Source organism: Sorangium sp. So ce296 (genome assembly GCF_051529605.1).
In the GTDB taxonomy this organism is placed as follows: domain Bacteria; phylum Myxococcota_A; class Polyangia; order Polyangiales; family Polyangiaceae; genus Sorangium; species Sorangium cellulosum_D.
Window position 1 is genome coordinate 11,636,605 of the sequence record NZ_CP150325.1, and the last position, 20,061, is coordinate 11,656,665.

Genomic DNA, 20,061 nt, shown 5'->3' on the forward strand with positions numbered 1-20,061 from the left:
CAGCGGCGTCGGGCGCCAACGTTGCGACGGATCGCGCCAGGGGGGCGCGCGGCGGCGAGAGGGGCGCGCGGCGGCGCGGGCCCGCGGCGGCGGGAGGAGCACGAGCGCGGCGGCCGGTCGTGGTTGGCGCGCGCGGCTCGGCTTGCGATCATCGGCGCATGTCCAGGTACCGCAGCGACATCGAGGTGGTGCGGCTCCGCATCCACGAGCTCGAGGAGCGGCTGCGCCGCGTGCGCGCGCAGCAGATCCGCGCCGAGGCGGCCGCGAACCTGGGTCCCGAGGCCGCGCGGCCGTTCAGCCGGGGCATGTACCACCTCGGCCGGGCGCTCAGGCGGCTGCTGCGCGGGCGGGGTCCGGCGCCCGCGCAGGAGCTCGCGGCGGCGCGGGCCCGGCTCGCCTGGCTGGAGCGGCGGGTCGCGATGGCGGAGGCGGAGCTCTCGCGCGCCGAGGCGGAGCGCACGCGCACGGAGGCGGAGCGCTCGCGCGCGAGCCTCGGGGCCGATCGGTGGGAGCCGGTGAGCGGCGCTCACCCCGGGTCGATGCCGGCGGTTGACCTCGCGCCGGCGGTGCCGCAAAGCGCGCCGTCCGGCCGCCTGGCTTACCGCCTCGGCCGGGCGATCGGGCGGCTGAGCCGGCGCTGAGCCGGCGCTGCTTCGCCACCAGGAGGTTTTCCCATGGCACGAGCCCTCGGCATGTTCACGTCCCTCGTCGCGGCGGCCGCGATGGTCTCCTGCGGCGGGGAGGCTCCGCCGCCCGCGCTGGCACCGGCGGCCTCCGCTTCCGCTGCGCCCGTCGCGACGAGCGGCGTCGAGCCCTCGCCTGCGGCTCCGGCGGCTGCCGCTGCTTCCACGGCGGCGCCTGAGCCGCCCAGGCGCGCCGCGCCGAGCCCGGTCGCGAGGTACACCGGCTTCGCCAAGCCGGAGAGCGTGCTCTACGACGCGGACAACGACCGCTACCTCGTCTCGAACATCAACGGCAATCCGGGCGACAGGGACAACAACGGCTTCATCTCCGTCCTCTCGCCCGACGGTCAGGTGACGAGCCTGAAGTGGATCGAGGGCGGCAAGAACAAGGTCAAGCTCGACGCGCCGACGGGCTCGGCGATCGCGAAGGGCGTGCTCTACGTCGCCGACCTCACGACCCTCCGGATGTTCGACCTCAAGACCGGGGCGCCGAAGGGGGAGATCGCCATCCCCGGCACGACGTTGCTGAACGACGTCGCGGCGGCGCCGGACGGCAAGGTCTACGTGTCCGACTCCGGCTTCACGATCGGCGCGACCGGCAACCTCGAGGCGACGTCGAGCGACGCCATGTACGTCATCGAGAAGGGCAAGGCCAGGGCGCTGGCGAAGACCACCGCCCTGCGCATGCCGAACGGCCTCGCGTGGAGCGACAAGGGGCTCGTGGTTTGCTCGAGCGGCGCTCCCGAGGTCTTCGTGCTCGACGAGAAGGGCGCGAAGCGGGACGTGACCACCACGGCGCCCGGCGGCCGCCTCGACGGCCTGATCTCCCTCGGAGATGCGCTCCTCGTGACCAGCCACGACGCCTCTGCGGTGCTCCGGGGGAAGCTCGGCGGGACCTTCGAGGTCGCCATCCCCGAGCAGGAGACGCCCGCGGATATCGGTTATGACACGAAGCGCGGACGCGTCCTCGTGCCCCACGTGCTGGTGGACACGGTCGACGTCTACGAGCTGAGGTGATCTGCGGACGAAAGATGCGCGCTTCGGGCCTCCCTCCGGCAGGCTGGCGTCGTCGCGGCATATCGAGGAAGAGATGAACATCTCCATCGTCGACGCATGGCGCACGCGGGAAGCGCGTGAGTTCTTCCGGAACGTTTGGCCGATGTACGTCCACGAGCTCTCCGGCTTCGATACGAGCTTCTACGCTCTGGACGAGGCCGGTCGATGGCAACCGGACATCGTCGACGATTGGGTCTCGAGCGTCACGCCGCCCGGCAACCTGCGAGCTCCGCGGTCGGCGCAGGACCCGATGCAGCCGTTCCAGCGAGCGTACGTCATTGCGAGCGACGCCCGACCGGTCGGGTTCGTATGTGTCGGCCTGCGACCGTTCAGATACATGCCGGACGACGTCGACTTCAGCATCGCCGAGCTCTTCTTGATCCACGGGAGCCGCGGAACCGGCGCGGGCCGACATGCGCTCCAGCTGCTGATCCATCGGTATCCAGGGCGGTGGCACCTCTGTGCCATCCATGACAACGCTCGGGCGATCCGATTCTGGACCAAGACGCTGCCGCTGCTTGGCGTGCGAGATCTTGAAACACGGCACGAGAGCGGCGATGTAACCTGGCGGTTCGTCGCAGAGGGGTGACGTGCGCTGGGCTGCCGAGCCCTCGATTGCCCGCGACCGCTCGTGATCGCCCGGTCTTTCTGGCGTGTCGCCCGGTGACTGGGGGCTCGTCCGGCCGTACGGATATATCGGCGCCACCGTGTCGTCCGATCATGCACCGGCTCTGGAAGCCTGTCTTGCCAGCGTCGGCCTCTCATCACCGGGATGACAAGGACGAGAGCGCGCTCTCGCCACGATCTGTGGACGCATCTCTTCCATCAACGTGCGCGAGGTGGTGTTCACCGCGCAGCTGCTGCATCTGCCCGTCGAACGCATCGACACCGGCGCCGTCGTCGGGATCACGAAGACGCCGGAGTACCTGGCGCGCAACCCGAACGCGCTGGTACCCACGCTGGAGGACGCCGGCTGCGCGTCACGGCGGCGGGCGGAGGCCTTCGAGGATCGTCCAGGCCAGCGAGAACTCCGGCTTGGCCGGCGGCTCGGCCTGGGCGATCTGCTCGACGAGCACGTGACCGCTCCCGTGGCGAGCCCACGCGCGCAGCGTGTAGCTCGATCCGCCCGAGCCGCCCTCGCTCTCCTCGATCCGGTAAAATACCTTGCGCCCGGCGACGTCCCTCGACTCGGGCCACGGTCCCTCCGTCGAGGCGGGGCTCGGGCCCGCGCGCAGGCTCAGCTCGACCGCGACCGGGACGCGCCGGGACGCGCTGTCCGGGGTGCTGACCACGAACCCCGTGGGGCGCTCGCGGACCACCAGCGCCGGTGAAATGCTCAACGAAAGCCCGTTGGGGTGGGTCACGACCACGGCGCTCTCCTTCGGCGAACACGCGATCAGCGCGAGGGCGACGGGCGCCCAGGCGAGCGTCCAGCGAGCCATCAGAACACCCCGCTCGCCCTGACGTCCAGGTAGGCCTCGTACACGAAATCACCCCATCCCGTCGAGAGGTTGTCGTCCCACGCCCGCGACGTGTACTCCGATGCGAGCGCGCGGATATTGTCATCCGGCCAGGTCGATGAGTTGTTTGCGTAGGCGCTCATGTTGATTCCGGGGAAGGCCGCCTGGGTCCCCGGCAGGCTCGTGATGGGGATCGCCGCCCCGTCGTTCGCTACCCTCCGGATGTAGCGTGCGACGGCGAAGATGTTGTACTCGTCGGACGCGAGCAAGCGCGCGATTTGATCGTGACCCAGCGCGCGGCGCGTGGTGGACGTGAGAAGATCGGCGAAGAGGTCGTGCCGCCGCGCCGTGGAGATCACGACCTGCCCGAGACCTATCGAGGTGTTCCCGCTCATAATGCTCGTCGCGCCGGTGTAGTCCTTGGCGTCCTCGTTCCTGGACTGATCTCGCTGCTCGGCCAGGATGAACGCCGCGACGAGCGCCGGCTCGAGGTTGTGCGCCGCCGCGGCCGAGCGGATGACCTGCGCCCGGGACGGGAGCGCGCCCAAATACGAGGAGGCGTGGAGCGAGCTGATCGGCTGGTTGAGCAGGAGCTCCGCCTGCTGGGTTCGCTCCACCGCGCTGAGGGATGCGAGGTAGCTCGGCAAGCTGCCTGGAATGGGGTTCGTGTACCTCGCCGTGGTCGCCGCGTGGCCGACCGCCAGGGCGGCCTGATCGCGGTACGGGATGCTCAACGCGGTCGGATTCACCCCCGTCGCCCCGACCCCGGTGAACGGCGCCGTCGGATCGCTGCTGACGAGCGACGCGTACGCGGCGCGGTTGAACGGCGCCGCGGCGGCGGTGACGCCGTGGCGCCCGAGGTTGAACTGCAGCTCCCAGTCTGGACCGAGCGCCCGGACGTGCGACTCGACGAGCGCCCGCGCAGTTGGGCTCAAACGACGGCCGAGGAGCTGGACGAGCGCGCGCCGGTTGGCCGGCTCGTCGACGCGCGAGATGAGGTCCCCCAGCACTCCATCGGCGTCGAGGTCCGTGATCGTAGCCGACAGATCCGGATCCGCCCCGAGAAGCGCGAGGACCGAGGCCTCTTCCGCGGGCGTCACCTCCCAGTCGAACGCGGAATGGGCAATGAGGGGCTTGACGCTGTCGCCGGTCGGCGTGAGCGCGAGCCCGCTCGTGCCGCGCGAGATGGCCCCGGCCGGGAGGCCAGCGCGCACGCGGAGGCCGACGCGCTCGGCCTCGACCTCCGCCGGGCTCGCGCGCGGCTCGACACCGTTTCCGGCCGAGGCCCCCTGGATCGTGTGCGTCAGCTCGTGGGCGATGAGCCCGCGCCCTCCGCGCGACGACGGGTCGTATTGGCCTCGCCCAAAGATGATGTGGCCATCGCTGGCGAACGCGCGGGCGCCGAGCGCCGCCGCCGACCGGGCGGCGCGCTCGTCGGTGTGCACACGCACGCCCGAGAAGCTCCGGCCGAAGCGCGCTTCCATGTCATCGCGAGCGACGGGGTCGAGGGGGCGCCCCGGGGAGTCGAGCACGTCGCTCACGAGCGCGAGCTCTCCAGCGGCCGCGCCGCCCGGCGCGGGAACCTCGATCCGATCCCCCGGGGACCTTTCGGTCGCCGTGCGCTGGACCGGCGGCGGCCGGACAGGGATGCGGGTGAAATCGAGCAGGAAGCCCGGTGTGACGGGAGGAACTCCGCCGGCCTCGGGAGCCGCGCGCCCTCGGGGTGACCAGGGCGCGCCGGAAGGAGCGGGGCGGCCGGGCGACGTGGCGGGCCGATCCCAGACTGAGGGCAGCGTCCGCGCCTGCGCATGGCGCTGCCGCGCGGGCCTCGGGGCAGGGGCGTGCGGCACGGAGGGCCCCGGCTTGCGGTCGAACGTGAACATGATGGGTCCCCCACGGGTGTGGTCGACGCGAGCCTATCAGCGCATGATGGACGGGGCCAGGGATAGTGGCCTATGCGACGATGCCCACGCGCTCGGCGCTCCTAAATCCCACCCTTGGGCGGCCGCTCGCCGTCTATCGGTTCTCCTGGCGGGATCTCTGACGTACGGAGCTATCGGACGCGGGTGCGCCGGTACTCGCCCGGGGTGGTGCCCGTCCAGCGGCGGAAGCTGCGGTAGAAGTGGCGCGGCTCGCCGTAGCCGAGCAGGAAGGCGATCTCCTGGAGCGCGAGATCGCGCCGGCGGAGGAGCTCGAGCGCCTTGCCCCGCCGGGCCTCGTCGAGCTGCGCCGTGAACGACGTGCCGAGATCCTTGAGGGCGCGCTGGAGCGAGCGCGTGCTCATGCCCAGCGCGCGCGCGATCCGCGCCTGGTCCACCTCGCCGCGATCGAGCCGCTCGCCGATGAGGGCGCGCACGCGCGCGTCGAGCGGCGCCGCGCCGGCGGGCGCGGCGCGCGCGGCGAGCAGCTGCTCGGCATGGCGCACGAGGTAATCGCGGACCGAGGGATCCGCGCCGACGAGGGGCGCGTCGAGCACGCGCGCGTCGTAGACGAGGCCGGTCGCGGCCGCCTCGAAGCGCACCGGGGCGCCGAGCGCCTCCTCGTAGAGCGGGATCGGGTGCCGGCGGGGGTGGCGGAACATGGCCTCGAGCGGCCGCGCGGCGCCGTCGAGGTAGAGCGCGATGAAGCGCGCGAGCCCCGCGGCCATCATCTCGATCGGCTCGGCCATCGCGACGACCCGCGGCTCGTGCTCGAGCGCGAGGTGGAAGACCTCGCCCCGCTCCTCGATGACGATGCGGAGGTGCGGGTCCATGAGCCTGAAGAAGCGGCCATAGACCGCGACCGCCTCTCGCAGGGTCTCGCTGTGGCGCGCGACGTGCCCGACGATGCCCACGATCGAGACCGGGATCCAGCGCGCGTAGGTCAGCCCGAGCGGCTCGCCGGGGAGGCGCTCGAGCATGAGCGCCCACAGCGACAGGAGCGACGCGTACGGCACGAGCTCGTCGGGCGCGGCGAGCGCCTCGGCCGAGACGCCGGCGGCGCGGAGGAGATCGTCGCGAGGGACGCCGCGCGACGAGGCGAACTCGATGAGCGCGGCCGGCAAGGATGCGAAGACGAGCTCGCCGTAGGACATGGCGCGGGCCGAGGATAGCGCACGCGCTGGCTATCCCGCGCGGGCCGGGCGCTCCCACGCGGCGTACACGTCGGGGCGGCGCTCCGAGAGGTAGCGGTTGTCCGCGCGCGACGCGCGCTGGAGCTCGGGATCGAGATCGGCGAAGAGCAGGTCCTCGCCGGCGGCGCCCGCGGCGGCCAGGACCGAGCCGTCCGGGGCCGCGATGATGCTCTGGCCGCACAGGACGGTGTCGCCTTCCTGCCCGCAGTGGTTGGCGTAGGCGATGAACACCTGGCTCTCCAGCGCGCGCGCGGGCGGCAGAGTGCGGGCCACCACGCCGAACGGCTCCGGCAGCGCGGTCGGCGCGCACACGAGATCGGCGCCGGCCAGCGCGACGCCGCGCACCGCCTCGGGAAACTCGATGTCGTAGCAGATCAAGAGGCCGATCCGGAAGCCGTGCAGGGCCGCGATGGGCAGCTCGCCGCGGCCCTGGGTGAAGACCGCGGCCTCGTCCGGGCCGTAGAGGTGCGTCTTGCGGTAGGTCGCGAGGCGCGCCCCGGCGCGATCGAAGAGGTGCGCGGCGATGAAGAGCTCCCCGTCGGGGCCGCGGTCGGGCGCGCTGGCGACCAGCGCGATGCCGCAGCTCGACGCGACGTCCGCGAGCCGCCGGGCGATGGCCTCGGGCGAGGTCTGGAGCAGCGTCCGGGGCACCAGCGCCGGGACGTAGCCCGTCGTGAACAGCTCCGGAGTGACCAAGAGGTGAGCGCCGCCCTCGGCGGCGCGCCGGGCCGCGCCGGCGATGCGCGCGACGTTGGTGTCCACCTGTCCCGGGACGGCGTTGGCCTGCAGCACGGCGATGCGCATGAGATCGACCCTTTAGCGGCGCTCCGGGGCTCCAGCGTACCCGATGGGCCCTGCGCGCGACCGAGCGACCGAGGTTGACGCGACGCGGCAGTGCCGGGTACCATGGCGCGGATGCTTGGGTTCGAGCGCTCGGCGGGGTCGAGCTCCCCTCGTGCGAGGCCGCGCGCCGCCGCCGCCGCGGTCCTCTCGCTGGTCGCCGTCTCGGCCTGCTGCGGCGCCCCCGATCGCGCGGATTCGCCCGCCCAGAGCGCGACCACGGGCGAGGCGCCGCCGTCCGCTGGCGCGGGCGACGCGGGGGGCGCCGGGGAAGGCCTGGGCGGCGCTGGCGGGGCCGGGGCGGTCGCGGGCGGCGCTGGCGAGGCCGGAGCGGGCGCTGGCGGCACCGGCGGGGCCGAGGCGAGCGGCGCGGGGGCGGGCGGGGCCCCGCTCGCCGATCTCCAGGGCTGTCATGGCGAGAAGCGGCCTCTCGTGATCTCCAGCCAGATGCCTTATGCCGTCGCGCGCGTCGGCGCCGCGGAAGGCCACTTCCTCCTCGACTTCGGCACCACGGCCAGCACCATCGACCCGCAGGGCTTCGCGGGCGGGGTGGTCCCCGAGCCCGTCGCCGGCAGCGCCGATCGGTTCGCCGACTTCGATTTCTACGGCCCCTGGGGCACCGTCCGCCTCACGGTGCAGGACCACTCGGGCATCCAGGGCACGGTGCGCCAGGCCGGCATCCTCGGCACGGACTTCCTGTCGCTCCATGCGTTCACGCTCGATTTCGAGGACGGCGCCGTCTACCGGGCCGACGCCGGGGCGCTCTGCCCCGATGAGATCCTGCGCGCCGAGGGCATGAAGCCGCTCTGGACCGCGGGATACTATTCTTCCGATCTCGCCGCGGTCCAGGCGGGCTTCCCGAACGTGCCGACCGTCCCGGCGCGCATCGGCGCGGCGCAGGCCGTCGCGCAGCTCGATACGGGGTACGACGACGCGGTGTACCGGCGATCGGTCAACATCAATCGCGCCTTCCTCGCGGCGATCGAGGCGGCGGGGATCGACCTCGAGCCGGTGCCCGAGGCCGCGATGTCGCTGAGCACCTGCGTCCCGGGGCAGGCGGAGCAGGTCTCGGCCTACCGCATCCTCCGGGGCGCGCCGTTCGAGCTGGTCAGCACCGACGGATCCGCCGCCGTCGCCGCGCAGGACGTGATGCTCTTCCTCAAGGACACGCCGCCCGAGGCCAGGCAGTGCGGCGGGATCGGGACGTGGTCCATCCCCGCAGCGCAGGTGGCCGCGTCGTTCTATGCGGACGCGAGGCGGCTCGTGTTCGACCCCGTCACGTCCCGCGTGTGGATGGGGACGCCGCGGTAGCGGCGAGCGCCCCGAGCGTACCGCGCTCGGGGCCCTCGAGATCTCGCCGTTCGGAACGAAGCAGCCTTATCGGCCGAGGGGGGCACGCGCAGCTCATCCGCGTTGCGCCGCGACGCGCGAGCGCTCGAGTGACGGGGCGATGGGATGGCATTCACCTTGAGCGAGCTCGCCCGCTCGTGGCATGATCGTCCTGCACAAGGGGGGGACGATGGGGGTGCATCATATCGCGCTGGCGGCCAGGGATCTGGTCGCCACGCACCGGTTTTATACCCAGGTGATGGGGTTCCGCCTCGTCAAGGTGATGGCGGTCCCTTACGAGGGCAGCCGTGACGGGGGCTGGGCGAGGCACGCCTTTTATCAGACGAGCGAGCCGGAGGGGCCGCTCCTGGCGTTCTGGGAAGTGCACGAAGAGGCGGTGCGGGGGCGCTTCAGGACGGATATCTCGACGGGGCTGGGGCTGCCGGCGTGGGTGAACCACCTCGCCTTCACCGCGCCGACCAGCGAGTTCTACAGCCGGATGCTCGCGCGGTGGCTCTCGCACGGTCACGAGGTCACCGAGGCGGATCACGATTTCTGCCGTTCCATCTACACGATGGATCCCAACGGCATCCTGGTCGAGTTTTGCCAGACGCTGCGGCCCTTCTCGGCGGAGGAGGTGGCCGAGGCGGAGCGCGCGCTCCTCGATCCCATGCCGCCGCTCGAGCTGCCGCGGCCCGTGATCGTCCACCGTCCGCAGGTGGCGTGATGAGCGCGCCTGTCGTGGATGCGATGCTGGGGCATGGGCGCCGCCCCGCGGCGTTCGGTTACTGGCCCTTGCCCGAGGACGAGCCGGCGGTTTCCCTGGGGCGGGAGCCGGTCGCGGCCGTGGGGAGCGACGGCGCGCTCGTGCGGGGCCTGTTTTGGACGCCGCCGGGCGGTCGGTTCAAGGTGGCGGCGGTGCTCGCGCACCCGCGGGCGGATTTCTCGGTCCATTACCTCTGCCCGCTGCTCGCGGCGCGGGGGGTGGCGGCGCTCGGGTGCGCGACGCGCTACGTGAACAACGACACCGACTGTCTCCACGAGAAGGCGGTGCTCGACGTCGAGACCGCGGTGGAGGCGGCGCGGGCGCGGGGCGCCGAGGCGGTGGTGCTGCTCGGCAACTCGGGGGGCGGCGCGCTGCTCGCGCTGGCGGAGGCCGGCGCGGCGGCCGAGGGGCGGCGGCTGGGGGACGCCATCGTCGCGCTGGCGGCGCACCCGGGGCAGGGGGTGTTCCTGGAGCAGGCGATCGACCCTTCGGTGGTGGACGAGGGAGATCCGCTGTCGGTCGATCCGTCGCTCGACATGTACGATCCGGACAACGGCTGGCGGCCGTGGCCGGAGCCGTGCAGGTACGGCCGCGCGTGGCTCGCGCGCTACCGGGCGGCGCAGCGGGCGCGGGTCGCGCGCATCGACGCCGCGGCGCGGGCGGCGGTCGAGGCGCAAGCCGACGCGGCGGCGGCGCTGGAGGGGATGGCCCCGGAGCACCCCGAGTGGGGCCGGATGCGGCGGCGGAGCGCGCATGGGCGATTCATGACCGTGTACCGCACGGTGGCGGATCCGGCGTATCTGGACCCGACCATCGAGCCGGACGACCGCGCGCTCGGGTCGATCTTCGCGTCGCCGGATCCGTTCGTCGCGAACTACGGTTATGGGGGCGTGGCGCGGACGCTCACGGCGCGAGCGTGGCTGTCCACGTGGTCGAGCCTGTCGTCGCGGGCGCGGCTCGCGGACAGCCTGCGCGCGGTCGCGATCCCGACGCTGTTCGTGCACGCGACGGCGGACACGGAGATCCGGCTGCGGCAGGCGCGGGAGAGCTTCGAGGCGAGCGCGGCGCAGGACAGGAGCTACGTGGAGCTCCAGGGGGCGACGCACTTCTTGAACGGGCACCGGCAGGCGGCGGCGGAGCTCATCGCGGCGTGGATCCGCGAGCGCTTCGGATAGGCGTGGGGCGCGGCTCGGCGGGGCGGATGTGTCGGCCTGCCTCCTCACCCGCGCTGCGCGGGCAGGGCGCCACCCGATCCGCGCCCCCGAAGAACTCGCCCGGCGGGAGCCGGATGCCAGGGCTGGGGGGCGCACACGCGGCGGCGAGCGCCGGGAGCGAGAGGAGCAACGCGGCGAGGAGCTGCAGCGCGGCGTCGGGGCGCATCCAGCCCAGGATGCCAAAATGCGCCGCGCCGATCGCCAGCCGGACGTGGCGGCCCGGAGTCGCCGCGCACCGACGCCCTACGGCACCACCACCGTATCGTTCGTCTGCAGCGGCAGATCCCCGCGGAGATCGCCTTTTTCGACGACCTCATCGAACACGAACGGAATCCTGCGCTCGCCGAGCGCGTCGCGCCGGACGATCACCACCTCGTCGGGATCGGCGAAGCGCGTGAAGCCGCCGGCGAGGGCGAGCGCCTGGAGCACGGTGATCTGCGCCCTCGGCGTGAACTCGCCCGGACGCGACACCTCGCCCATCACGTAGACGCGGTAGCTGTGGAGCTCCGCCACCTCCACGCTGACGACCGGCTTCTCGTGGTAGAACTTGGCCGCCTGCGTCGCGATCTCCTCGGCGATGCCCATGACGGTGCGCCCCGACGCCAGGATATCGCCGACGAGCGGGACCGTGATGAACCCGTCTGGCCGCACCGTGACGCGGTGGCTCAGCGCCTCGTTCTTCCAGGCGCGCACCTCCAGCACGTCGCCGGGGCCGACCGCATAGGCGCTCGTCGCGCGGCGCTCGGCCTCGAAATCGACCCGCGGGGCGCTCGCGCCGCAACCCGAGGACGCCACGAGGGCCATCAGCGCGGAGCAGAGCAGGGCAATCCGGACACAGCGGGAGCACATGCGGTTATCACCCTCCATGATGGAATCGCGCACCAGCAAGCGCCGATCCCGCGGCCGCGCCCCGCGCCTGCTCCTCGCCCGCGCACCGGCGCTTCCCGCGTGCCGGTCGAGCCCACGGTGCTAGATCCGTCGCGCGGAAGGGGGGAATGCGCGCCGCGCCTCATCGCGCTTGCGCAGGGCGCCTCACCGCGGCCATCGTGAGCTCGCGGCGCGGGCGGCCTGCGCGGCGCTCGCGGCGCGCCACACCATGGCAGCGTGGGTCGTGTGCGCGCTGTGCGCGCTCGTCATCCTCAAGCCGCAGGAGTTCATCCCCGCGCTCGAGGGAATTCCGCTCGTTCACGCGGCGTTCGGGCTCACCCTGCTGTGCGTCGCCCTCGACGTCGTATGGCGGCGGCTCAAGCCGACGCTCGCGCCTCAGGTCGTCTATGCGCTCGCGTTCCTCGCCTGGGCGGCCCTCACGACCGCGCTCAAGCGCCCGGCCGCCCTCGAGGAGCGCGGCCTGCAGCTCGCGACCGTCGCGGGCGTCTTCCTCGCCGTCGCCTTCGCCGCCGCTTCGCCGCGCGGGGTGCGCGCGCTCGCGATCACGCTCGTCGGCTGCGCCGTCGTCACCACCGCGGTCGCGATCGTGCAGGCGTTTCAGCCCTACGGCTGCATGCTCGCCGCGCCCGACGACTGGGAAGGCAAGGGCGAGCTCGAGCCGGATGGACGCCCCTGCGAGACCAACCTCGACTGCCGCAAGGATCCGCCCGTCCCCGACGGCAACTACCGGTGCGAGCGCCCCGGGCCGCTCGGCACGTCGACGATCGACGGGCGCGTCCGCTACCGCGGCTCGCTCGCCGATCCGAACGAGCTCTCCCTGATGGCCGGCATGTCGATCCCGCTCGCGATCGCGCTCGCCGAGCGGCGCGGCCGCCGGCGCGCGCCCGCGGCTCCCGGCGGCGCCGTCCTGCGCGCGCCCGCGGCTCCCTGCGGGGCGCGCCTTCGGCCTGCGCTGCCGCACCTGCTCACCGATCGGCTGCTCTCGCGCGCGGCCGCGGCGCTGCGCGCGCTCCCCGTGGTGGCCGTCATCGCGGCGATCGGCGCGATGGTCGTCCTGTCGCGCTCGCGCTCGGGGGTGATCGTGTACCTGGCGGTCCTCGGCCTCACGTTCATCCGGTGGAGCGGGACCCTCGGCGCCGTCGCCGCCTGCTTCATCGGCCCGCCCATGCTCCTGCTCGGCGGCCGCAGCGGCGACGAGGCGAGCGAGAGCTCGGAGGAGCGCGTCGAGCTGCTCCGGGAGGCGTTCGAGATGATCCGGCGCACCCGGGGCATCGGCGTCGGCGCAGGGCAGTTCGGCGACGAGTCGTCGCTCGGCCTGACCGCCCACAACTCCTACCTGCTCGCCGCGTCCGAGACGGGCCTGCTCGGGATGTGCCTGTTCGCGCTCGTCCTGTATGCGTCGATCAAAGTACCGCTCTCGATCTGGCTGGGCGACGCCGAGGTCGGCCCTGCGGCGAGGCGGTTCGCGCCGGCGATCTTCGTGAGCCTGTGCGGCGCGCTGCTCGGGATCTTCTTCCTGTCGTGGGCTTACAAGGACGTCCTTTACATGACGCTCGGCGCTTCCGCTGCGCTGTATGGAGCGGCGCGGGCCGAGGACGCCCGCATCTCGGTGCGCGTGTCCCTGAGGGAGGTCGCGCTCGTGTGCGGCGGGATGTTCGCCGTGCTCGTGCTGCTCAACGTCCTGCTCCGGTTCCTCGGGTGAGCGCGCCCCGGGGTGGTATGCTGGTCGGCATGTCGGCCCCCATCCGCAAGCCGGGCGACCCCACCGCCGCGCCGATCCCGGCCGAGGCCCCCCGGGCTCCCACCGAGGCTCAGTGGGCGGCGATGTCGCCCGCGCAGCGAGAGCAGGCCGTTCGAGCGCTCCTCGCCTCGGAGTCGCAGGAAGAGCTCGACGAGCGCGAGGCCATGGCCGAAGGGGACCCGCACCTCGACGCCAAGATGGAGGCGCGCGACACGCTCCGCGCGTGGTTCGGTCGGCGCGGGCGGCGCATCTACGTCGGCGCCGAGATCAAGGTCTACTACCCGGGCGAGAAGGGCTTCACGCCCGACGTGATCGCGGTGACCGACGTCGATCCCGGCCCGCGCCTCTGCTGGATGGTCAGCGCCGAAGGCAAGGGCATCGATCTGGCGATCGAGGTGCACTACGCCGGCGACTGGCGCAAGGACTTCGTCGACAACGTCGTGAGATATGCGGCTCTCGGGGTCCGCGAGTACTTCGTTTACGACATCCCGCGCGGGCACATCCGAGGCTACAGGTTGCCGTCCACGGGCGGGCGCCGCTACGAGAGCATCCCCTCGCGCATCGGGCGGTACCGATCGGAGGTCCTCGAGCTGGATCTCACGGTGGAGTCAGGTCGGCTACGATTCTATGCGGACACGGCCGAGCTGGTCACCGCCGGCGAGCTGGTGGGCAAGCTGGAGAGGATGATCGAGGCCGCCGAGGCCCGGATCGAGCGAGAGCAGGCGCGGGCAGAGCAGGCCTTGGAGCGGCTGTCGGCGGCGATCCTGATGATCCTCGGCGCGCGCGGCATCCCCGCGAGCGAGGAGGCGAAAGGCCGGATCCTGAGCGAGACGGACCTGAGCGTGCTGGAGCGATGGCTCCAGCGGGCGGCGACCGCGACGGCGGTGGAAGAGCTGTTCCTGGAGTCGGCGGGCCGCTGACCGCGAGAGGCGAGCACGGCGATCCATCGTGACTCACGTCCGCGACGAGCCGCGCCGCGAGGTTCCATGGAACCCGCCTCGCGGGCGGGCCTTGCGCTGCCGGGCGCCTCGGGCCGGAGGAGACATGGGGCGCGGCGCCGCGCGCAGACGGCGGCGGATCGAGGGGTGGACGAGCGCGACCGGGCGCTGGTAGCCTCGCCGGCGCTCGGATCGGACCGCTCGGCCAGAGCCAGCTCGGCTGGAGCGGCCGAGACGACCTCGCGCGGATCGGTCCCCATCCCTTGGCCTCGAATCGGCGGATCGGCAGCTCGCCGGTCAGCCCCCTGAGAGAAGAGAAGCGAGATGCCCAAGATCACGGTATGTGCATTTGGCTGGGTTCCACCCTTTGCCCGGGGGCTGGTGCGCGATCTCCGCGTGCGCTGGGCGCTGGCCGAGGCGGGCCTCGCCTACGAGGAGCGGCTGATCGGGAACGAGGAGCAGGCGTCCGCGGACTACCGCCGCATTCAGCCGTTCGGGCAGGTGCCCGCCTACGAGGAGGACGGGCTCGTGATGTTCGAGTCCGGCGCCATCGTGCTGCACATCGCCGAGCGCTCCGAGGCGTTGATGCCGTCCGATCCCGTCGGTCGTGCGCGCGCGAAGTCGTGGATGTTCGCGGCGCTGAACTCGGTCGAGCCGCATGTCCAGAACCTCGCCGAGATCGACCTGTTCCACCCGAAGGAGGAATGGGCGCAGCTGCGCCGGCCGTCGGCGGTCGAGGCCGTCAAGGCGCGGCTGACGAAGCTGTCCGATTGGCTGGGCGAGCGGGACTACCTCGAGGATCGCTTCACCGCGGGGGACCTGCTCATGACCACCGTGCTGCGCACCCTGCGCCATACGGCGCTCGTCGCGGAGATCCCGGCCCTCGAGGCGTACCGCCTGCGGTGTGAGGCGAGGCCGGCCTTCCAGAAGGCGCTCGCCGAGCACATGGCGCCCTTCGCGAAGCACGCGTAGCAGCGCGCGCCAGCGGCCGAGCGCGGACGCGGCTGACGGGCCTTCGTATTCCCCGGGGGGCGCTCGCGCGCCGTCGGCGAGCGCGAGATCGGCATCTCCGGACGCCCATCAGGGAACAACGTACGATGCATTCAGCGCGGCCCGGAGCCCGGCGGCGCACGCCGGAGCGGCGCCGCCGGAAGACCCGCTCGGCGCTCGCTGGCGCGCGAACCGCTGCACTCTGCCGTTGCCTCGCGCGGCGCATCGTGCTTTTGAAGATAGCGTGTCTTCGCTCGCCCAGCAGATCGCCGCGCTCCCCGCCCCGCTGCTCGCCCGCCTCCGGGCTCGAGGGTTCGACCCCGACCGTGTCGCCCGGTGGGCCGCGTCCATCGGCAAGGACCGGGACGCCCGCAATCGGCTCCCTGGCACGGTCGAGCCGCCCGCGCCCGGCGACGTCATGGAGCTGCCGGCCGAGGGCACGCCCGAGCACGCCCGCTGCCGCGAGGCGGGCCTGGCCGCGCTCCGGCGCGGCGAGGTCGCGCTCTGCGTCCTCGCGGGCGGGATGGCCACCCGGATGGGCGGCGTGGTCAAGGCGCTCGTGGAGGTGCTGCCCGGTCGGACCTTCCTCGATCTGCGCCTCGCCGAGAGCGATCACCTCCGGCGTGCGACGGGCGTCCCGGTGCCGCTGTGGCTGATGACCAGCGAGGCGACGAACGGCCCGATCCGCGAGGCGCTCGGCGCGCGCCTCGACGAGCAGGGCGATCTCTGCACCACGTTCGAGCAGCACGTCTCCCTGCGCCTCACCCCGGAAGGGGATCTGTTCCTCGACGAGGACGGCGAGCCGAGCGTCTATGCGACCGGTCACGGCGACCTGCCGGATGCGCTCCGGGAGAGCGGCGTCCTCGGCCGCTTCCTCGCGCGCGGCGGAAAGACCGTCTGGATCGCGAACCTCGACAACCTCGGCGCGACGGTGGATCCGGTCATCCTCGGTTGGCACCTCGGCCACGGCGGGCCCCTCACGGTCGAGGTGGTCGACAAGGGCGGCGACAAGGGGGGTGGCCCGTTGCGCTGGAACGGCCGCCCGGTGATCGCAGAGGATTTCCGGCTGCCGGTCGGCTTCGATCCGAAGGTGGTGCCGGTCTTCAACACCAACACCTTCCTTGCGAGCGCCGAGGCGCTCAGCGCGCTCGCGATGGACTGGGTCTACGTGGAGGTCGAGAAGAAGGTGGGAGATCGCAAGGCGATCCAGTTCGAGCGCATCTTGAACGAGATCACCTTCGGTCTCCCGGCCAGGTTCCTGCGTGTGCCTCGAGACGGGCTCGCGGCCCGGTTCCTTCCCGTCAAGGATACCGACGAGCTGGAGCGGCGTCGGCCGGCGATCGAGGCGATCGCGCGAGCGCGGGGGTTTCTGGGCTGAGTCGAGGGGTACCTGTGCCGGCGTGATGTGTCACGCTGTGCCGTGCGCGCCGGCGGAGGAGCCCTGAATTCGGCGAATCTTGCTGGTATGCAGGATGCTTCTCGATGGTCCAATGACCATCAAGCCCCCTGCTCCCGCTCATTTTCGAAGCGTGTTCGCGCGCCGTCTGACCCGCGCAATCCTCGCCACCGCGACGCTCGGTCTGGCGGTTGAAAGCGTCGCCTGCGCCAACGTGGTCATGGACGACCCCGCGCCGGGCGATGGCGGCGGCGGCGCGAGCGAGGATGGCGCGGGGGGGCGTGGTGGGATGGGCGGGGAGGGCGGTGGGGGCGCCGATGGCGTCACGACGGTGCAGGCCGGCGGCGTCTCGTGGGACGAGGAAGGAACGGTGTGCGTGGACCCCGGGGCCCAGGGCGGCGCGGGGGGGCAGGGGGGCGAGGGGGGCTCCGGCGGCGTGTTTGCGGGCGCCTGCGAGCCGCTCGATCCCGTCGGCGCGAACGTCCCGCTCCCGCCGCCTGGGTGCTGGTACAGCAGCATCGGTGACGGTGTCTTTCGAAATGGCGAGTGCTGCTACGAGTTCACCGCGAGCTGCGGCGGCACGGGCCGGCCTTTTCTCGTGGGCGAGCGCGCCCGCACCGCGCGGGAGCAGCGGAGAGATGCGGGCGGGTGGGGCGACGCGCCGCGCCCGGACCTCGCGGGGCTCGGGGAGGAGGCCCGCGCCGCGCTGGCCGAGGCGTGGCTCCGCGACGCCTTGCTCGAGCACGCATCGGTCGCCTCGTTCTCGCGGTTCGCGCTGGAGATGATGGCGGTCGGCGCCCCCGCCGAGATGCTCGCGGCCGCGCACGAGGCTGCGCGCGACGAGGTGCGCCACGCGGCGCTCTGCTTCGGGCTGGCGAGCGCGTACGCCGGCGCGGCGCTCGAGCCGGCGCCGTTCGCGTTCGGCGGCGTCGTCGAGGTGACGTCGGACCTGGCGGAGCTCGCGGCGCGCGCCGTGCGTGAAGGCTGCATCGGCGAGACGCTGGCGGCGGTGCAGGCCAGCGAGCAGCTCGCGCACGCGACCGACGCCGCGGTCCGGAGCGTCCTCGCGGCGATCGCGGACGACGAGGCGCGGCACGCCGAGCTCGCGTGGCGCTTCGTGGCCTGGGCGCTCCAGACCGGTGGGGAGGCGGTGCGCCGCGCGGTCGCGGCGGCCTTCGAGGCGGGTCTTGCCGCGCCATCGCCGTCCGTCGCGGCGACGGACGCCTCCGCCGACGCGCTCGCTGCGCACGGTCGCCCCGGCGACGCCGTGGTGGCCGCCTCGTGGAGGCGCGCGATCGCGGAGGTCGTGACGCCTGCGATACGCGCGCTGCTGTCGGCGCAGGCGACGGGTTGAGCCGACCGGGGTTGAGCCGACCGGGGTTGAGTTGACCCGACCCACGTTGGCCGGACCCAGGTTGGCCGGACCCAGGTTCAACCGGCCCGACCCGGGTTGAGCGACCGACCCGACCCGGGTTGGCCCGACCCGGGTTGAACGACCGACCCGGGTTGGCCCGCCATCGATCCCAACCCGGGTCCGTTCTAGTCGCGTCAGTTGCCCCCGGTTGCCTCAACCCGGGTCAGGTCGACCCGAACCAGGTTGCGGCGCAGCAGCGCCGCGATCCGACCCGGGTTGGGTCGCGCCCCAACCCGGGTTGGGTCTGGGTTGCCTCGGTTGCCTCAACCCGGGTCAGGTCGCAGCGACCCGCGGGTTGGGGCATGGCGCCAACCCCGGTCAGCTCTGGGTTGCCTCGGGTCGCCTCAACTTGGGTCAGGTCGGGGGTCGGATCGCCGCCCCGCGGAATTGCTTGACCCGCTCACCCGCTTCGGCCTATGTTTATTGAAAATGAAGATCATTATCAATCCAAGGCGCGCTCTGGCGGGGTTTGAAGACGGCCTGGTTGCCTTCTGGCGGCAGCTCTCGCTTCGCGACGCGGGGTGCCGCGCATTTCGCGGCGTGGCGGGCGGCGGGGGGAGGCGCTCGTGAAGGGCGGTCCGGCAGCGCCGTCGCCGATGGTCGGCGAGCGCGCAGCGGCTCTTCGGGGGTGGGGGAGCGACGCCCCGCCGCTCGACGCAGCGCTCGTGCGCTCGCTCGTCCCCGCGAGGGCCCCGCTCGGGCTCGCCGGTTCGTGCCCGTGGCATTGCTCGCCGCGCGTCCTCCGGCTGATCGTGGCGCTCGCGCTCTCGTGCGAGGCGATCGGCACCCTGGTGAGCGCCGCGATGGGGAGAGACGACGGCGCCGTCGCAGAGGAGCCGTCCGGCGAGGCGCTGCGCGTCCTCATCGACCGCGCGCTGACGAACGCCCGCGCGGCGCGCCGGCTCGCGAGCGCGCTCGACGCCGTACTCGCCGGCGAGGTGCGCGCCTACCGTGGGCTCTGCGTCGCCGCGCTCGCGGCCCGCTGGGCGACCGCGCGCGCTGCTGCGCCCGCGAGGGAGGCGGCGGCGCTCCTCTGGGCGAGCGCGCGAACGCCAGGCTCGCCGATGCGCTTCCTCGAAGAACGCATCGCCGACGACATCGAGCTCCGCGCGCTCCGCGCCATGGCGACGTCGATGAAGGCGGCCAGCGCGCGACGCTGGGCCAGCCCGACGCGCCTGACGCGCCGCTCGGAGGAGCGACCGGCCGAACGAGGCCTCCGAGCGGTCGCCCTTGCCGGAAGAGGGCGTTAGCAGCCTCACCGCGGTGGCGTCGTCGGCCAGGTGCTGGGCACGCCGCTGGTCAACCTGGTTGAGGCCGCAGGTGAGGCAGCAGGTCGAACCTGGTTGAGGTCGCAGAGCGCCGAGTCGCCAACTTGACAAGCAACCCACAGATCTGTCATGAAAATGAAAATGACTTTCAATGTCGACCAGGCCCCTTCGTTTGCTCGACGCGAGCTCGCGGGCGTCGCCGCGTGCGCCTACGCCTCCGACGCGTTCCCGGACCTCGGGTTCCACGACGAGGAGGCCCGCCATCTCGCGCGCTTGCTCGAGGTCGAGCGCGCCGGCTTTACCGAGCAGGAGCTCCGCCCGCTCGCGGCCCGCGCCCTGCTCGTGGACGACGTCGTGCACGACTTCTTCCGCCGTCACCCGGACGGCCTGGCCATCGGGCTCTTCACCGGCCCGTGCACGCGATTCTCACGCATCGACAACGGCCTGCTCCACTGGATCGATATCGACGTCCCCCGCGTGGTCGCCTGGAAGCGCCCGCGCGCCCCTCGCGCGCCGCGGTACGCGCTGGCCGCCGCGTCTCCTGGCTGCGATCACTGGATCGAGCAGCTCTCCGAGGCGCGCGGCTGGCCCACGTTGATCCTCGGCCTCGGCCTCTTCTCCCAGCTCGGCGCCGAGCGGATCTCCGCCTTCTTGACCCAGGCTTCCCTGCGCCTCGAGCGAGATGTGGAGCTCCTGCTCGACGCGACCCCCTGCCTCCGCCTTCGCCCCGCCGCCGCGAGGGGCGCGCGCCACGTGGAGCTCCACCGCGATGACGGGAGCGTCGAGACGTTCCCGTGGTTGCGGGTCCTCCACGACGACGACTACCCCGAGCCGCTCGGCGCCCGCGTTCGCGCCACGAACGGGCTCGCGCGCTTCCTCCGCAAATCACGCTTCCCGATCCTCCGCCACCTCCGGCGCGTGTGAGCCCTCAAGAACAGACCAGGAAACAAGACAAGGATCCCGATG

At 72.7% G+C, this 20,061-nt stretch carries 18 protein-coding genes; 13 read left to right on the forward strand and 5 right to left on the reverse strand.

The annotated features are described in order from the left end of the window. Nucleotides 1-158 precede the first annotated feature (158 nt). The 3 genes from WME98_RS42945 to WME98_RS42955 all read left to right on the forward strand — a co-directional run bounded on the left by WME98_RS42945 (nt 159) and on the right by WME98_RS42955 (nt 2,328). Nucleotides 159-641, forward strand: a complete 483-nt coding sequence (locus WME98_RS42945; RefSeq protein WP_437947429.1) for a hypothetical protein — start codon at nt 159-161, stop codon at nt 639-641. A gap of 33 nt (nt 642-674) precedes the next feature. Continuing rightward, entirely contained in the window at nt 675-1,700 is a 1,026-nt protein-coding gene (locus WME98_RS42950; protein WP_437947430.1) for an SMP-30/gluconolactonase/LRE family protein, read from the forward strand. Between the two features lie 73 nt (nt 1,701-1,773). Beyond that, a complete protein-coding gene (locus WME98_RS42955; protein WP_437947431.1) occupies nt 1,774-2,328 on the forward strand; it encodes a GNAT family N-acetyltransferase in 555 nt (184 codons plus the stop codon). 391 nt (nt 2,329-2,719) lie between these two features. On the opposite strand, the gene WME98_RS42960 is transcribed toward WME98_RS42955, so the two are convergent. The 4 genes from WME98_RS42960 to WME98_RS42975 all read right to left on the reverse strand — a co-directional run bounded on the left by WME98_RS42960 (nt 2,720) and on the right by WME98_RS42975 (nt 7,115). Beyond that, nucleotides 2,720-3,181 carry a Tsi3 family protein gene (locus WME98_RS42960; RefSeq protein ID WP_437947432.1) on the reverse strand — a complete coding sequence of 154 codons (462 nt, stop codon included), beginning with the start codon at nt 3,179-3,181 and terminating at the stop codon, nt 2,720-2,722. Further along, nucleotides 3,181-5,082 carry an eCIS core domain-containing protein gene (locus WME98_RS42965; RefSeq protein WP_437947433.1) on the reverse strand — a complete coding sequence of 634 codons (1,902 nt, stop codon included), beginning with the start codon at nt 5,080-5,082 and terminating at the stop codon, nt 3,181-3,183. The genes WME98_RS42960 and WME98_RS42965 overlap by 1 nt, the downstream gene beginning before the upstream one ends. Before the next feature lie 170 nt (nt 5,083-5,252). Next, the gene (locus tag WME98_RS42970) at nt 5,253-6,272 is read right to left on the reverse strand and encodes an AraC family transcriptional regulator (protein WP_437947434.1); all 1,020 of its coding nucleotides are present in this window, start codon (nt 6,270-6,272) and stop codon (nt 5,253-5,255) included. Nucleotides 6,273-6,302: 30 nt separating this feature from the next. Beyond that, nucleotides 6,303-7,115: a nitrilase-related carbon-nitrogen hydrolase gene (locus WME98_RS42975; RefSeq protein WP_437947435.1), complete on the reverse strand. Its 813-nt coding sequence runs from the start codon at nt 7,113-7,115 to the stop codon at nt 6,303-6,305. A 102-nt stretch (nt 7,116-7,217) separates the two neighbouring features. Here WME98_RS42975 and WME98_RS42980 point away from each other — a divergent pair, with 102 nt between their 5' ends. From WME98_RS42980 to WME98_RS42990, 3 genes are all read left to right on the forward strand, one after another. Next, complete coding sequence (locus WME98_RS42980; protein ID WP_437947436.1) at nt 7,218-8,462, forward strand: hypothetical protein; 1,245 nt, start codon at nt 7,218-7,220, stop codon at nt 8,460-8,462. 181 nt (nt 8,463-8,643) lie between these two features. Further along, nucleotides 8,644-9,207: a VOC family protein gene (locus tag WME98_RS42985; RefSeq protein ID WP_437947437.1), complete on the forward strand. Its 564-nt coding sequence runs from the start codon at nt 8,644-8,646 to the stop codon at nt 9,205-9,207. Then, nucleotides 9,207-10,421 (forward strand): alpha/beta hydrolase, encoded by a 1,215-nt coding sequence (locus WME98_RS42990; protein ID WP_437947438.1) that lies wholly within the window; start codon nt 9,207-9,209, stop codon nt 10,419-10,421. Before WME98_RS42985 ends, WME98_RS42990 begins: the two co-directional genes overlap by 1 nt. A gap of 282 nt (nt 10,422-10,703) precedes the next feature. Here the strand turns inward: WME98_RS42990 and WME98_RS42995 are convergent, their stop codons facing one another. Next, entirely contained in the window at nt 10,704-11,309 is a 606-nt protein-coding gene (locus WME98_RS42995) for a polysaccharide biosynthesis/export family protein (RefSeq protein WP_061625393.1), read from the reverse strand. Between the two features lie 247 nt (nt 11,310-11,556). Here WME98_RS42995 and WME98_RS43000 point away from each other — a divergent pair, with 247 nt between their 5' ends. From WME98_RS43000 to WME98_RS43030, 7 genes are all read left to right on the forward strand, one after another. Then, nucleotides 11,557-13,050: an O-antigen ligase family protein gene (locus tag WME98_RS43000; protein ID WP_437947439.1), complete on the forward strand. Its 1,494-nt coding sequence runs from the start codon at nt 11,557-11,559 to the stop codon at nt 13,048-13,050. A 29-nt stretch (nt 13,051-13,079) separates the two neighbouring features. Beyond that, the gene (locus WME98_RS43005; protein ID WP_437947440.1) at nt 13,080-14,009 is read left to right on the forward strand and encodes a Uma2 family endonuclease; all 930 of its coding nucleotides are present in this window, start codon (nt 13,080-13,082) and stop codon (nt 14,007-14,009) included. 342 nt (nt 14,010-14,351) lie between these two features. Further along, nucleotides 14,352-14,999 (forward strand): glutathione S-transferase family protein, encoded by a 648-nt coding sequence (locus WME98_RS43010; RefSeq protein ID WP_437947441.1) that lies wholly within the window; start codon nt 14,352-14,354, stop codon nt 14,997-14,999. 262 nt (nt 15,000-15,261) lie between these two features. Then, entirely contained in the window at nt 15,262-16,395 is a 1,134-nt protein-coding gene (locus tag WME98_RS43015; RefSeq protein ID WP_061625397.1) for a UTP--glucose-1-phosphate uridylyltransferase, read from the forward strand. 238 nt (nt 16,396-16,633) lie between these two features. Further along, complete coding sequence (locus tag WME98_RS43020; protein ID WP_437947442.1) at nt 16,634-17,767, forward strand: ferritin-like domain-containing protein; 1,134 nt, start codon at nt 16,634-16,636, stop codon at nt 17,765-17,767. 626 nt (nt 17,768-18,393) lie between these two features. Next, nucleotides 18,394-19,077 carry a hypothetical protein gene (locus tag WME98_RS43025; RefSeq protein WP_437947443.1) on the forward strand — a complete coding sequence of 228 codons (684 nt, stop codon included), beginning with the start codon at nt 18,394-18,396 and terminating at the stop codon, nt 19,075-19,077. 147 nt (nt 19,078-19,224) lie between these two features. Then, complete coding sequence (locus WME98_RS43030; RefSeq protein ID WP_437947444.1) at nt 19,225-20,019, forward strand: class I SAM-dependent methyltransferase; 795 nt, start codon at nt 19,225-19,227, stop codon at nt 20,017-20,019. The last annotated feature ends 42 nt before the right edge of the window (nt 20,020-20,061 follow it).

What these genes read in the sequence shown, in the direction of transcription:
- WME98_RS42945 (WP_437947429.1), top strand. Translation starts at nt 159, where the DNA reads ATGTCCAGGTACCGCAGCGACATCGAGGTGGTGCGGCTCCGCATCCAC.
- WME98_RS42950 (WP_437947430.1), top strand. Translation starts at nt 675, where the DNA reads ATGGCACGAGCCCTCGGCATGTTCACGTCCCTCGTCGCGGCGGCCGCG.
- WME98_RS42955 (WP_437947431.1), top strand. Translation starts at nt 1,774, where the DNA reads ATGAACATCTCCATCGTCGACGCATGGCGCACGCGGGAAGCGCGTGAG.
- WME98_RS42960 (WP_437947432.1), bottom strand. Translation starts at nt 3,181, where the DNA reads ATGGCTCGCTGGACGCTCGCCTGGGCGCCCGTCGCCCTCGCGCTGATC.
- WME98_RS42965 (WP_437947433.1), bottom strand. Translation starts at nt 5,082, where the DNA reads ATGTTCACGTTCGACCGCAAGCCGGGGCCCTCCGTGCCGCACGCCCCT.
- WME98_RS42970 (WP_437947434.1), bottom strand. Translation starts at nt 6,272, where the DNA reads ATGTCCTACGGCGAGCTCGTCTTCGCATCCTTGCCGGCCGCGCTCATC.
- WME98_RS42975 (WP_437947435.1), bottom strand. Translation starts at nt 7,115, where the DNA reads ATGCGCATCGCCGTGCTGCAGGCCAACGCCGTCCCGGGACAGGTGGAC.
- WME98_RS42980 (WP_437947436.1), top strand. Translation starts at nt 7,218, where the DNA reads ATGGCGCGGATGCTTGGGTTCGAGCGCTCGGCGGGGTCGAGCTCCCCT.
- WME98_RS42985 (WP_437947437.1), top strand. Translation starts at nt 8,644, where the DNA reads ATGATCGTCCTGCACAAGGGGGGGACGATGGGGGTGCATCATATCGCG.
- WME98_RS42990 (WP_437947438.1), top strand. Translation starts at nt 9,207, where the DNA reads ATGAGCGCGCCTGTCGTGGATGCGATGCTGGGGCATGGGCGCCGCCCC.
- WME98_RS42995 (WP_061625393.1), bottom strand. Translation starts at nt 11,309, where the DNA reads ATGTGCTCCCGCTGTGTCCGGATTGCCCTGCTCTGCTCCGCGCTGATG.
- WME98_RS43000 (WP_437947439.1), top strand. Translation starts at nt 11,557, where the DNA reads ATGGCAGCGTGGGTCGTGTGCGCGCTGTGCGCGCTCGTCATCCTCAAG.
- WME98_RS43005 (WP_437947440.1), top strand. Translation starts at nt 13,080, where the DNA reads ATGTCGGCCCCCATCCGCAAGCCGGGCGACCCCACCGCCGCGCCGATC.
- WME98_RS43010 (WP_437947441.1), top strand. Translation starts at nt 14,352, where the DNA reads ATGCCCAAGATCACGGTATGTGCATTTGGCTGGGTTCCACCCTTTGCC.
- WME98_RS43020 (WP_437947442.1), top strand. Translation starts at nt 16,634, where the DNA reads ATGGACGACCCCGCGCCGGGCGATGGCGGCGGCGGCGCGAGCGAGGAT.
- WME98_RS43030 (WP_437947444.1), top strand. Translation starts at nt 19,225, where the DNA reads ATGAAAATGAAAATGACTTTCAATGTCGACCAGGCCCCTTCGTTTGCT.